Annotated in this window: 6 protein-coding genes; 3 read left to right on the forward strand and 3 right to left on the reverse strand. The window is 39.4% G+C overall.

Features of this window, described 5'->3' with window-relative positions:
- The 3 genes from FIM44_RS07995 to gap all read right to left on the reverse strand — a co-directional run.
- Positions 1–896 (reverse strand): outer membrane protein (locus FIM44_RS07995; protein WP_140579669.1); only part of this gene is annotated, 896 nt, incomplete at its 3' end.
- 51 nt (positions 897–947) lie between these two features.
- Positions 948–8,201 carry a vacuolating cytotoxin domain-containing protein gene (locus FIM44_RS08000; protein ID WP_140579670.1) on the reverse strand — a complete coding sequence of 2,418 codons (7,254 nt, stop codon included), beginning with the start codon at positions 8,199–8,201 and terminating at the stop codon, positions 948–950.
- Between the two features lie 79 nt (positions 8,202–8,280).
- On the reverse strand, positions 8,281–9,276 hold the full coding sequence (gene gap / locus FIM44_RS08005) for a type I glyceraldehyde-3-phosphate dehydrogenase (RefSeq protein ID WP_140579671.1): 996 nt from the start codon (positions 9,274–9,276) through the stop codon (positions 8,281–8,283).
- Between the two features lie 144 nt (positions 9,277–9,420).
- Here gap and FIM44_RS08010 point away from each other — a divergent pair, with 144 nt between their 5' ends.
- From FIM44_RS08010 to FIM44_RS08020, 3 genes are all read left to right on the forward strand, one after another.
- The gene (locus FIM44_RS08010) at positions 9,421–10,113 is read left to right on the forward strand and encodes a Bax inhibitor-1/YccA family protein (protein WP_140579672.1); all 693 of its coding nucleotides are present in this window, start codon (positions 9,421–9,423) and stop codon (positions 10,111–10,113) included.
- Between the two features lie 98 nt (positions 10,114–10,211).
- Entirely contained in the window at positions 10,212–13,469 is a 3,258-nt protein-coding gene (carB, locus tag FIM44_RS08015) for a carbamoyl-phosphate synthase large subunit (RefSeq protein WP_140579675.1), read from the forward strand.
- Between the two features lie 4 nt (positions 13,470–13,473).
- A complete protein-coding gene (locus tag FIM44_RS08020) occupies positions 13,474–13,905 on the forward strand; it encodes a Sua5 YciO YrdC YwlC family protein (protein ID WP_140579677.1) in 432 nt (143 codons plus the stop codon).
- Positions 13,906–14,000 lie beyond the last annotated feature (95 nt).

Below are 14,000 nucleotides of genomic sequence, written 5' to 3' on the forward strand. Positions count from 1 at the left end.
TGATAATTGGTCAAATAATTGTTGATAAAATCCGTTTGGCTCACCCACATGCTCAAACCACTCCCTACCCACGAACTCCCCGCTAAAGCAAAGCCCGCATAAAAACCCACGCTAGAATGTTTTTGCGCGTTATCAATGAAATTATAAAGATAGTCTATTCCAAGCCCATAAAGGTGGTTATTCATTTTGCCCAAACCATCAAAGCCATTACCCACAAAACCAAAATTAGTATAGCCATAGTCATAGAACAAGTAATAGCGAAACCCTTGATTTTTTTTCTGGGTAAAGAAATGCTTATAACCCACATTCAAAGTTACCCCATACATGTTTGAAATGTTTTTAGAATAAGAATTGGGATCAAGCGCGTTTAGGGAATTTGAAATTTGAGCGATTTGAGAAGATAAAGAAGAAAGCATGCGGTTTTGGGATTGATTGAATTGCACTTCTAAATTTTTTAAGTTTTCTTCAAATTCTAAAGGGCTATTAGTGGGTTCTTGTATTTTTTCTAATGCTTGGACTAATTGGGGGTTAGATGCAGCGCCACCACTAAGCATCACTATTTTTTCAATATTTTCAAGCGTGGATTGGAGGTAGTATTTCTCAGCTTGCATTTCAGTAGGGGTTAATTGAGAATGGTTTTTTAAATTGTTGTTGATGTATGCAAAGGTGTTTTGCATGCTCGTGATTTCATTTTTGACTTGATTGAGTTTATAGATTTTATTTTGAGCGTTAGAAATGATTTGGATGCGTTCTTGATTGAAAAAAGGGTTATTGTGTTGGATGGCATGGCTAATGGAATATTCAAACCCCACGCTCGCATACGCCCCATTTTCTTCAGCGATACAAAAAGATAAAGATAAAGGCAAAGATAAAAAAGAAAATAAGGTTTTTTGCATGGGTGATCCTATTATGAATTGGGCTTGTTAAAAATAGGTTTAATGATACCATTAAAAAGCATAGCGCATACCAATATTTCCGGTAATATTAATATCTTTATAATCAAGCCCAAACCTAGCCCCTATGCCGGCATTCACATAAAAGGTTTTGAATAACCTTATCTCCCCGCCTGTGATAATGCTAGCAAAAGTGTTGTATCTGCCACCATCTCTATAGCTTAGGGTGTTATTACCGATGAAACGCACCATTTTATCCCCCATAGAATTGATGAATAAATCCCTGCCCACATCCGCAATCACAAAATAATAAGAGTTTTTATTGAAATAGTGCCGACTTTCTAGGGCAAAATTAATCGTTAGAACGGATTTTTTATTAGGGTCAGCATTGGCTCTGAATTGGTTGTAAATAGGATCATCCATAATGCCCCTTAAACCAGATAAGCCAATGTAATAATAGGCTAAGCCTATTTGAGGTTTAAAAATAACGCTTTTATCTTTAAACATGAAATCATAGCCGTAATTGATTTTAGCGTCAGTCGTCCAGGTGTTGTATTTGTAAGACTGGTTGATGATTGAGAGTAGGGGGTCATAAGAGTTGATGAAAGTCTTATTGTATCCCCAAGTCTCATTCAAGCTCATCGTTAATTCGCTTCTTTTGATAAAGGCTCGGCTATAAACACCCATATTGACATTGCTAGAGCCTGATTGAGTGATGTTTGCATGAAACCCGCTATACCCATAAGCGGCATAACCTCCCACAATCACGCCCTTAATAAACCTGTCATACCCCACATTGATACCATATAAAGTCCCAGTGCCTCCATTAATAAAACTAGCCCCTCCAACTCCTGTCGCCCACACATTATTTTTAACTCTGTTTCTTTGAGAGTATTTTAAAATCACATCCATAGCGTTAGGGATCGCATCAGCGAATCGCTTGTTTTTAAGGGCTTCTAAACGCTCATGGAAATCAGCGCTAGCAAAGGTTGAAGTGTCAGAAAGCTTGGCTAAACGGCTCATTTGTTGGGTGTAGGTATTGATCTGTAAAATATTAGTGGCATCATTTTTAAAATCAGGGTTAGCGATGACTTCTAAAGTGTTCGCAATATCTCCAGCGATCGTGGTTAAATCTTTTGTAGAATGGCTTTCTAAATAATAGGGAGCGAATAAAGGACTTCCCTTAGTTTCAAAGATTTTGTTGAGCCAATTAATCGCTTGACTGCCTCCAGCTTGATCAATACTATCCACACCTTGAGTGCCCTGAATTTGAGCGATATATTGTTTTAAAGTGGGGGCTTGTAGGTTGTTGATAGGGTCATTAGAAACAGCGATTTTCACTTTATTATAGAGAATGGAAGTGTAAATGTATTGATTTTGAGAATCTTTAAAGCCTACAACTAAACCGCCATCTTTAATATTCACGGCTTGCCCATTATAAGTTAAGCCGTTGTCAGTCATCACCATATGCTTGCCATTAATGTCAATGAGCGTGTAAAGCTTAAGATAATCGGCTAGGCTATTGCCTCCTGTGATTTGGTCGTTATACCCGTAATAAATGGCCTTAGCGCTATCAATGAGCGTGTAAGTGCCTGTTTCTTTTGAAGAAGCGTTGAATTGGATTAAGGGGTTATTGTTATTAGCCATAATCGTTGCTATGCCTTGAGCGTTGATAATAGCATGGCTAACTGAATGATTGAGATTAAACACCAAATCGCCATAGCTATTAAAATTCCCCATGACATCCAAACCACTAGCGTTAGTGCTTAAAGTCGCTTGTTGGTTTAAGGTGAAATTACCATTAATGTTAGCTGTAGAGTTAGAGGCGTTGTTAAAAGCGTTAGTGATCGTTAAATTATTGGCTTGCAAGGCCGCATTTTCATTAAGATTGAGCGTGCCTATAACGCTATTATTTTTTACTTGAGACAAATCAATAGCCCCATTAGAAGCGATTGCGCCTAAGAAAGTGAAGTTGTTAGCGCGCACGCTCAAAGATTCATTAGTGGGGGTTAAGCTAGAGTTTGTAGAAGAGCTGTTTTTGGTTGTGGGGCAATTGGCTAAATTGACACAAATTTCCCCTTTTTGAACGCTCACATTATTCAAACCCGCATTAAGGCTTAAGCCGTTAGTAGCGTTTAGGGTTGTGATATTGATATTAGAAACATCATTAGAAGCAAAAATCAATGTGCCTTGATACTTGCTAAAATCAATCGTGTTATCGCCATTAAAAATAATAGACTTGTTGGCGACAAAATTCAAACTGCCCCCTGTAGCGTTGCTAAAAGAGCTATTATTGACAAAAACATAGCCATTGCTTAAAAAGTTAAAATACCCTTTTTGCCAAAAATCATGCAAGCCTCTAGGCGATAAAAGAGCGCCTAAATCGTTTTCTTTGAGAGCGTTTTGTAAAGAGAGTGGCAACACGCTCCCCAAACCTTGATCATAAACGCCGCTTAATCCTCCTTGAGAAATAATATTATTAATGATATTGCTCACTAAGCCTTGACCTTCTAGCTTTTTAACAACATCTTGTCCTAAAAACTCGTTCAACAAGTCGTTCGCCACCACACCAATGTCTTTTTGCAGGCTTGTAGGGGGATTAGTAATATCTTTTAAAATCACGCTTAAAATAGAGCTTAATTCAGAAGCGTCTATATACCCACCGATAAAATTCAAAAGCCCTTTATCGTCCAGCATGCTTTTTAAAGACTGCTTAGCAAGGTAGTTTTCTATGATTGATGGGGTAACAAAATTACCAAAAATGCTTAGTTTTTTACTGATAATATTTTGGATTTCATTCATGACTCCACTGTTATTCAATAAATTATCTAAATTATTTTGACCTATAAGTTGGCCTAAGGTTTCATTTTGCAAGCTAGCGGGCAATTCCTTACTCAAAGGGCTTAGAGCGTTTTCTATAAAGTTCCCTAAACCGCCGGCTTGCTTGATTTTTTCCATAGCCATTTGACTGAGAACATTCGCTAAATTCCCTTGATTAAAGATTTTATCAATCCCTTCTTGACCCAAAAGATTAAAAATATTGTCTGTAGCTTGAGCTTCTATGTTAGCTTTATTCAACACTAAGTTATTAGCGCTTTGAAAGGTTACATCCGCGCTCCCTCCGCTTTCAAAGGCGTTACCGCTTCCAAGCGTTCCAGTGATATAAATGCTTTTAGCTTTAAAATCAGCGTTGATGTAGCCTAAATAGGGGGAAGTTGAGCCTAATAATTGCCCCAAGTAAGTGTTTCTAAAAGAAGAACAAGTGGTGCTATCTAGTGCGCAAGGACTGCTATAACCATTGCCCCCAAACCATACAGAGCTAGTAGAGTTTGTAACATTATCTTGAGTAGCGCCTATAACGAGATTCCCATTACTAAAGGTTTGATTGATGTTGTCAGTCAAATGGTTGATGGTTTCTAGGAGCGCTTGCTTTTGCGCTGGGGTGATCTTAATCTTATCTAAGAGTTGCAACACTTCATTGATGCTAGTGATATTGTCTAATTGATTGGATTCAATCATTTCTTTTAAGGTAGCGGAATTTTGAGAAAGAATCCCTAAAAGCGTTTTTAAATTTCCACTAGAAAAACCCTTATTGTAGATATTCAAACTATTCAAAGGCTGGTTAAACGGGCTATAAGTGCCTAGGGTTTGAGGCGTTTGAGAGCCTTTAGGGGTGAAAAGACCTTTAATGTTGCTTGTCAAGTAATAAGTGCCTGCTTGGTTATCGCTATAATCATAGCTATAACCGGTAGGATTTTGCTTAGAAGCTTGATAATTATAAAGCTCAGGAGCGATATTAAAAATAGTGTTAGAAGCCGAGTTAGGGTTATTTAAAACTTCTATGGTTAAATCCCCATTTTTAATGCTTTCTTGAATGATTTGAGAAGAATTGAGAGGGTTTATAAACGACCAAGTTTGAATGTTATTGTTGTCGCTATAGGTAGCGTTTTGGATTTTCATGCCATAAAAAAGGATTTTTTCATAGCCATTAGCCCCACTAATGCCAGCAATGCCTTTTTGAGCGTTTAGGATGTTGTAGGTTACAGATTTTGTAATGTTGTCAAAAATATTGATGTCAGATAAATTAATATCCCCATTATTCCCTAAAACAAACTGCCCGCTAACGCTCATTAAAGCCTTAGTCAAAGAGGGCGCATAACCATTAAAATTTAACGCCCCATTAGCCGTAAGGTTATTAAAACTCAATGAGCTTGTGCTGTCAAAATTAAAGCTTGCCGTATCAATAGTCGTGTTGCCTCCAAAATTAGCCTGGCTTGCGCCTTGAAAATTGATATCAGCGTTTAAAGAGCTTGTGTTGCTAGCCGATAAAACGCTATCGTCTAAATTGATAGTGGTGTTGTTTGAAAAACTAGCGCTAGAAGCGTTGAGCTTGCTATTAGCGTTAAGACTGAGTATCCCACCATTAAAAAAGAGGCTGTTAAAGGTTGCTTGACTCCCGTTATAAATATTGAGACTCGTTTGATTGTTAAAAGCACTTGTGCCATTGGCATTCAAAACGCTTTGATTGTCTAAGCTTAAATTAGAATTATTATCAAGCGTTAAAGAATTTTTAAAAGCGGCTTGACTTTTATTGCCAAGCGTGATATTGGCGTTGTTTTGCAAGGTTGTATCGCCATTAAAGTTGAGCAAACTTTGAGAACTAAGCGTAAAATTCGTGTTGCCTAAAAGCTGTGTGGTAGCGTTAAAATTGCTTGTCCCCCTAGAATACAAGACATTAAAAACCGCTTGCGTGTTATTGAAAATAAGGCTATTAGCCTGCAAATTATAGATTGCTCCACCATTCAAACGAGAATTGCTAAAGCTTAAAGAATTAGCGGCATTAGCGCTGATAACGCTTGATCCTCCAGGGTTTGTAAAGCCGCTAAACGAAGCGTTAGAAAACGAAATGTTCTTAGCGCTAAAACTGAATTTCCCCCAAGTCATATCGCTAAAACTGGAATCAGTCACGCTGATATTGTTTGTAGCGTCAAAAGCGGCATAGGAATGCTGACTAGCCCCCGTTTGAATCATTTTAGTAACGGTTTCAGCGTCATTATAATTCAAGCCATCCATAGTGATATTATCGCTTGCTTTAAAGGTGATGTTCGCTCCCCCACCATCTGAGCCTGAAACGCCTTCACCGGTTTTAAAATTATTGGTCAAATAAATATTAGCCGCATTAAAAGTCCCCGTGATATAGCCAAAGCCTCCATGCCCTATCCAAATCAACCCATTATCATTCACGCTCTCTGTGTTATTCCCTATGATCAAAGTGCCATTTTGGATATTCACGCCAAAACTTCTTCCTAACAAATTGGCTGTATAAGTGTTGAGCGTGTTACCGCTTTGACCGCTCTGTCCTGAAAGATTGGGATCAATATAATAAACGCCTTTTTGCGAGTAAGTTTGATTTTGAAGGTTATAGACCCCATTCCACACATTCGTTGTGGGTAAATTTTGAGTAGGGGGCGTTGGTGGAACTTTATTAGGGGGAGTGTTTTGCGCTGTGTGTTTTGTAGGAGCGGGTGTAGGGCTTGGTGTAGGGCTTGCAGGCTTAGCGTTAGCTATCGCTTGTTTTAATCCCTCTTGTTCAGCGTTAAAAGTATTTTCATTCTCTTGTAAGGTTTGTAAATCTTGTTGTTCTGTGCTTTGGGCTTGATTGAAAGCTTGTTGGTTAAAGCCTGTTGTGGAGTTGGCTAATTGTTTGACACTAGCTAAATCTTTTTCTAACGCTTGTTTGTCTTGTTGGATGGTTTGGTCGGTGTTTTCTAAATTCTGAGCGTCTTTTTTGATAGTGGTGTTTTGATTGTTGGTGTAACTTGTATCATTGCTTGCGATCTTATTATCACTAGTAGCGTTATTTAAAGCGGTTTGGGAGTTACTCAAGTCTTGTTGGTAGGTTGCTTGGGCTTTGGCTTGTAAATCGTCCCCTAAAAATTGGGTGGTAATGGCTTGATTGCTAAAGGTTTCTTGTAAGGTTTCATCTTGCCCGTTAATGTCAAAGGTTACATCATAAGTGTTATTACCCACTTCAACATGGCTTATGGCTTTATCGCCCTTATAGTTGATCAAATCCCACAAATAGCTTTGATAAACCCCATACTGGATGGTTCCGTTTGTGGTGAGAATGTCATAGGTTTGATTGGTATTAAGGGTTTGATTGAGGTTAAAAATCGCACCAGAACCAAAAGACACACTGCCTTTAAGACTAGCAAAAGGCGAACTTGAATTTAAAGTGTTAGCGCCTGAAAAACTCACCTTGCTTGTATTAAAGTTATAAGTCCCTTGATTGAAAGTGTCGTTATCAAAGTTTAAACCTGTATTGTCAGTAAAACTATAAGTCCCTTGATTGAAATTGCTGTTATTAAAAGTGGATTGAGTGCTATTAAAGTTATAAGTCCCTTGATTGAAAGTGCTGTTATTAAAAGTGGATTGAGTGCTATTAAAGTTATAAGTCCCTTGATTGAAAGTGCTGTTGTTGAAGTTTAAGTTAGCGCTGTTAGTGAATTTATAAGTGCCTTGATTGAAGTTCGTTTTGTCAAAAGAGAGATTGCTGTTAGTCCCATTCGCGCTGAAACTAAAGCCCCCATTGGTGTCGTCTGTAAAGCTAGAGTCGCTCACATTGATGTTAGAACCACTGAAATTCATGTAAGAGTGCTGTGTTCCTGCATCGCCGTTATCAAAGCTGGCTTGATCGATAGTGATATGGTTAGCCGCATTAAAATTGAGAGTGGCCCCACCGCCAGTAGAAAATGAGTTGCCGGTTGTGATACGGCTAGAATTAAAATTAATCGTTTGAGCGTCATAAGTGCCTGTGATATACCCTACATCACCTCCATTGACACCCGTGCCTCCAAAGCGGATATTCCCTCCCACATTAAGCGTGCCATTATTGAATTTTTGCGTGAAACTAGCCCCACCAGCACTATAAGTGGTAAGGGTGTTCAAATAGTAAGTCCCAGAGCCTTGAGCGCTATTAAAAAGACAATAAGAGTTGTGCGTGGGCGAATTAGGGCCGCTTTCAATATTATCTTGATAACTCCAAGACGACCATGACCAATAACGGCATTCGCTAGCCCTTAGGTGAGATAATCCCCCCAACGCTCCTATCAATAAAACCGAAGCTTTTAAAAAAGATTTGTTTTGATTGAAGGGCTTTTTAATGGATTTTGTTTTTTTATGGCGTTTTAAGGGCTTTTCACGCTTCAAGATTTGATTCAATTTGAAAATTTTCTTTGAAATCTTGTTTAATTTGAAAGATCCCTTTGAAATAAACTTAGAAATCAATCTAACCTTTTTAAACGCCACTTAAAACTCCAATCGTTTTTGTAAATCCCACATTATACAACTTGATGTTAAACAAACTCAAAAAGATTCGCAAAATGACTTAATAATGATACATGAATTGCGCCATATCCACCAAACGATGAGAATACCCCCATTCATTATCATACCACCCCATGATTTTGACCATATTCTCTAGCGTGAAAGTCAAATCGGGTGCGATTATGACACTGCTAGGGTTAGAAATGAAATCAGAACTCACCCTTTCTTTTAAATCTATCTCTAACACGCCTTTTAAAACCCCTTTGGAAGCTTCAATCAATAAATCATTGATGGGATCTTTAGAGGCCTTTTTTTCTAAAAACAAACTCAAATCTATCATGGACACATCAAGGCTAGGCACTCTCACGCTATGCCCATGCATTTTGTTTTTGAGATTGGGTAAAACTTTATGCAAGGCCAGAGCAGCTTTAGTGGTGGTGGGGATAATGTTGCTTGCGGCCGCTCTTGAGCGCCGTTTGTTTAAAGGGTGGGCCAAATCAATGAGTTTTTGATCGCTCGTGTAGCTGTGAATGGTCGTTAGCATGCCCTCTTTAATGCCAAAAGCTTTGTCTAAAATGGCGCAAATGGGTGCGATAGCGTTAGTCGTGCAAGAGGCGTTAGAAACAATGGCCTGGTTTTGATAGAGAGAATGATTGACCCCATACACCAAAGTAGGGTATTGTTTTTCATCGTATTCGCCCATAAAGGGAGCGGATAACAGAACCTTTTTAGCCCCAAGCAAAAGATAATTTTCCAGCGTTTTAGGCTCTAAAAACTTCCCTGAACACTCTATGATAACATCCACGCCTTTCAAGTCTTTGATGCTATTAAAAACAGGGATTTCTAACGAGCCGATAATAAGCTTACCATTAGAATAATGCGTCTCTTTGTTGAGCAGCCCATGCACGCTGTCATGCTCTAAAAGATAAGCGAGAATTTCCCAATTAGCAGGGTCATTGATGCCTATCACTTCTAAGTTAGGGTTATCGCTACGCTCTAAAATCGCTCTTAAAACGCATCTCCCAATGCGGCCAAATCCATTGATAAAAATTTTCATCGTAACTATTATCCTATTTTCAGACTTCAATTTCAATTTTAGGGGGTTTTGTTTGGTATTTTACTACATTTTGCGCTATTATATTGGACCTAGCTGTAGGGTTAATTAAAATTATTGATTGAGTTGAAATTCAAGGAGTAAAACATGGCATTGTATGACAGAGCTAATTCTCATAATGCGTATGCAGAAAATTCTTTATCGCATGAAAGCGAGTTGGTAAGTTTTGTTAAAACGACTTACAAGTTCTTTGCGGGCAGTTTGTTACTAGCGACTATTGGGGCGTTATTGGGTTTAATGAATTTTCAGACCGTAGTGCAGTATAAATGGGTGTTTTTTATCGCTGAAATTGCGGCGCTTTTTGGTTTGATATTTTCTAAATCCAAACCCGGATTGAATTTATTCATGCTGTTTGCTTTCACTTCATTATCAGGGGTTACTTTGGTGCCTTTGTTGGGTATGGTGATCGCAAAAGCTGGTTTGGGAGCGATTTGGCAAGCTTTAGGCATGACAACTATTGTTTTTGGTTTGATGAGCGTGTATGCCCTTAAAACTAAAAACGACTTAGCGAATATGGGTAAAATGCTCTTTATCGCTTTGATTGTGGTGGTGGTGTGTTCGCTCATTAACTTGTTTTTGGGTAGTCCCATGTTCCAGGTTGTCATTGCGGGAGCGAGTGCGATTTTATTCAGTCTTTACATCGCTTATGACACCCAAAACATCGTTAAAGGCATGTATGATAGCCCCATTGATGCGGCGGTGGACTTGTATTTAGATTTTTTGAATGTCTTTATTTCTATCTTGCAAATCATTGGTATTTTTTCAGACAGAGACAAATAGTTTGAAAAAATAGGGGGGGACGCCACGCAAAAACCTAATAAAAAATATTCTAAAATATTGATAACGCTTCGTTGATATTCTTTCTTTAAGGATTAGTTATGCCTAAACGCACCGATATTTCCAACATCCTACTGATAGGATCAGGTCCTATTGTGATCGGGCAAGCTTGCGAGTTTGACTACTCAGGGACTCAAAGTTGTAAAACCCTAAAATCTTTAGGTTATAGAGTGATCTTAATCAATTCTAACCCGGCCACCGTGATGACTGACCCTGAATTTTCTCATCAAACTTATATCCAACCCATCACCCCAGAAAATATCGCTGCTATCATTGAAAAAGAAAAGATTGACGCTATTTTACCCACAATGGGCGGGCAAACCGCTTTGAATGCGGTCATGCAAATGCACCAAAAGGGCATGTTAGAAGGCGTGGAGCTTTTAGGGGCTAAGATTGAAGCGATTAAAAAAGGCGAAGACAGGCAGGCTTTCAAAGAAGCGATGTTAAAAATCGGGATGGATTTGCCTAAAGGGCGTTACGCTTATAGCGAGTTAGAAGCCCTAGAAGCCATTAATGAAATTGGCTTTCCAGCCATTATCAGAGCGAGTTTCACTCTGGCTGGGGGAGGGAGTGGGGTCGCTTATAATATTGAAGAGTTTCAAGAATTGGCTAAAAATGCCCTGGACGCTTCGCCCATTAATGAAATTTTGATTGAAGAGTCCTTGTTGGGGTGGAAAGAATACGAAATGGAGGTCATACGAGACAGCAAGGACAATTGCATCATTGTGTGCTGTATTGAAAACATTGACCCCATGGGCGTTCATACCGGCGATAGCATCACGATCGCTCCAAGCCTCACCTTAACCGATAAAGAATACCAACGCATGCGCGATGCGAGCTTTGCGATTTTGAGAGAAATTGGCGTGGATACGGGCGGGAGTAATGTGCAATTTGCGATCCACCCAGAGACTTTAAGAATGGTCGTGATTGAAATGAACCCACGAGTGAGCCGTAGCTCCGCATTAGCTTCAAAAGCGACCGGTTTTCCCATTGCAAAAGTGGCTACCATGCTTGCGGTGGGTTTTAGCTTAGATGAAATCCAAAACGATATTACCAACACCCCGGCGAGTTTTGAGCCTAGTTTGGATTATATCGTGGTGAAAATCCCTCGCTTTGCGTTTGAAAAATTTGCCGGTGTTTCTAGCACTTTAGGAACTTCTATGAAAAGCATTGGCGAAGTGATGGCGATAGGGGGGAATTTCTTAGAAGCCTTACAAAAAGCGTTATGCTCTTTGGAAAACAATTGGCTAGGGTTTGAATCGTTAAGCAAAGATTTAGAAATGATAAAAAAGGAAATCCGCCGGCCGAATTTCAAGCGCTTGCTCTATATCGCTGATGCGTTCAGGCTTGGCGTTTGTGTTGATGAAGTTTTTGAATTATGCCAGATTGACAGGTGGTTTTTATCCCAAATCCAAAAGCTAGTCAAGGCAGAAGAAAGCATCAATTCTAGCGTTTTAACGGACGCCAAAAAATTAAGAGGGCTTAAAAGTTTAGGTTTTAGCGATGTCAGGATTGCCGCTAAAATCAAAGAAAATGAAAATTTAGAGGTGAGTCCTTTTGAAGTGGAATTAGCCAGAATGCATTTACAAATCGCGCCCCATTTTGAAGAAGTGGACACTTGTGCGGCGGAGTTTTTATCGCTCACGCCTTATTTGTATTCCACCTATGCCCCCAATCCTTTGCCTCCTATTGAAAACAAACAAGAAAAGAAAGAAAAGAAAATCCTAATCATAGGCTCTGGGCCTAACCGCATCGGTCAAGGCATTGAATTTGATTATTGTTGCGTGCATGCGAGCTTTGCTTTGAAAGATTTAAACATTAAAAGCGTCATGCTCAATTGCAATCCAGAAACGGTGAGCACGGATTATGATACCAGCGATACGCTCTATTTTGAACCCATTCATTTTGAGTGCGTGAAGACTATCATTCAAAGGGAGTGCGTGGATGGCATTATCGTGCATTTTGGGGGACAAACCCCTTTAAAACTCGCTAAAGATTTAGCCAAAATGCAAGCCCCCATTATTGGCACGCCTTTTAAGGTGATTGATATTGCAGAAGACAGAGAAAAATTTTCCCTCTTTTTAAAAGAGCTTGACATCAAGCAGCCCAAAAACGGCATGGCTAAGAGCGTTGATGAAGCCTATAGTATCGCTAATGTGATTGGTTTCCCTATTATCGTGCGCCCTAGTTATGTGCTAGGCGGCCAACACATGCAAATTTTAGAAAATATTGAAGAACTGCACCATTATCTAGAAAGCGTTACGCATGCTTTAGAGATTAGCCCTAAAAACCCGCTCCTCATTGATAAGTTTTTAGAAAAAGCGGTGGAATTAGATGTGGATGCTATTTGCGATAAAAAAGAGGTCTATATTGCCGGTATTTTACAGCATATTGAAGAAGCTGGGATCCATTCAGGCGATTCGGCGTGCTTTATCCCTTCCACTCTAAGCCCTAAAATTTTAGATGAAATTGAGCGAGTGAGCGCAAAAATCGCTCTGCATTTAGGCGTAGTAGGGCTATTGAATATCCAATTTGCTGTGCATCACAATTCGCTCTATTTGATTGAAGTCAATCCCAGAGCCAGCCGAACCGTGCCTTTTTTAAGCAAGGCTTTAGGCGTTCCTTTAGCCAAAGTTGCGACTAGGGTTATGGTGTCAGAAGATTTGAAAGAAGCCTTGAAATTCTATGATAAAAAAAATATCGTGGGGTATTCTAATGGCGTTTATAAGCCTAAAATACCCCATTTTGTGGCTTTAAAAGAAGCGGTTTTCCCTTTTAATAAACTTTATGGATCGGATTTGATTTTAGGGCCTGAGATGAAAAGCACCGGCGAAGTGATGGGGATTGCTAGATCTTTAGGGCTTGCATTTTTCAAGGCTCAAACGGCTTGCTTTAACCCCATTAAAAACAAGGGGCTTATTTTTGTCTCTATTAAAGATAAGGATAAAGAAGAAGCATGCGTTTTAATGAAGCGATTGGTTGAATTGGGTTTTGAATTGTGCGCCACAGAAGGCACGCATAAAGCTTTGGAAAAAGCTGGGGTTAAGTCTTTGAAAGTGCTTAAAATCTCTGAAGGCCGCCCCAATATCATGGATTTAATGATGAATGGGGAAATCAGCATGGCTATCAACACCAGCGATCACAAATCTCAAGATGACGCCAAACTCATTCGCGCTTCTGTGCTTAAAAATCATGTGAGTTATTTCACGACTTTAAGCGCGATAGAAGTCTTGATTTTAGCGTTAGAAGAAAGCTCTAAAGAAGACGAGTTGTTAGCCTTACAAGATTATTTAAAGTAGTTTGATGGCGTTAGTGTATCTGGCTCAAAGCGATACCACGATAGGACTGCTTTCTAAAGACAGCGAAAGGCTCAACGCCTTAAAAAATCGCCCTAAAAACCAAAGCGTTTTAACAGAAAGCGCTGATTTTACCACCTTAAAAAGTCTGGTGCGCGCGCCCAACGCTTTTAAAAACCTCATCAGAAGAAGCCTTAAAACCACTTTCATTTATCCTAACTATAAGGCCGTTCGTGTGGTTAGGGGCAGGCATGGGGATTTTTTAAAGCGTTTTAAAACGCTTTATAGCACCTCAGCCAACCTCACCCAATGCGCTTATGATAAAGAAATCGCTTCCAGCCTCGCTGATGTGATTGTGAGCGATGAAAGGGGTTTGTTTGAAAGCTCTAGCTCTAAAATATTCAGGCTTTATAAAGATAAAAAAGTGAGAGTGAGATAAAAAAGATAAATAAAAGAGCTTGATTTTAATCAAGCGATAATCTCTTGAAAAAAGCGGTCTTGGGGGGTTAGGGGGTTTCTTAAGGGGGTTAAGGG

It is taken from the genome of Helicobacter pylori (assembly GCF_006440215.1).
Taxonomy (GTDB): domain Bacteria; phylum Campylobacterota; class Campylobacteria; order Campylobacterales; family Helicobacteraceae; genus Helicobacter; species Helicobacter pylori_CS.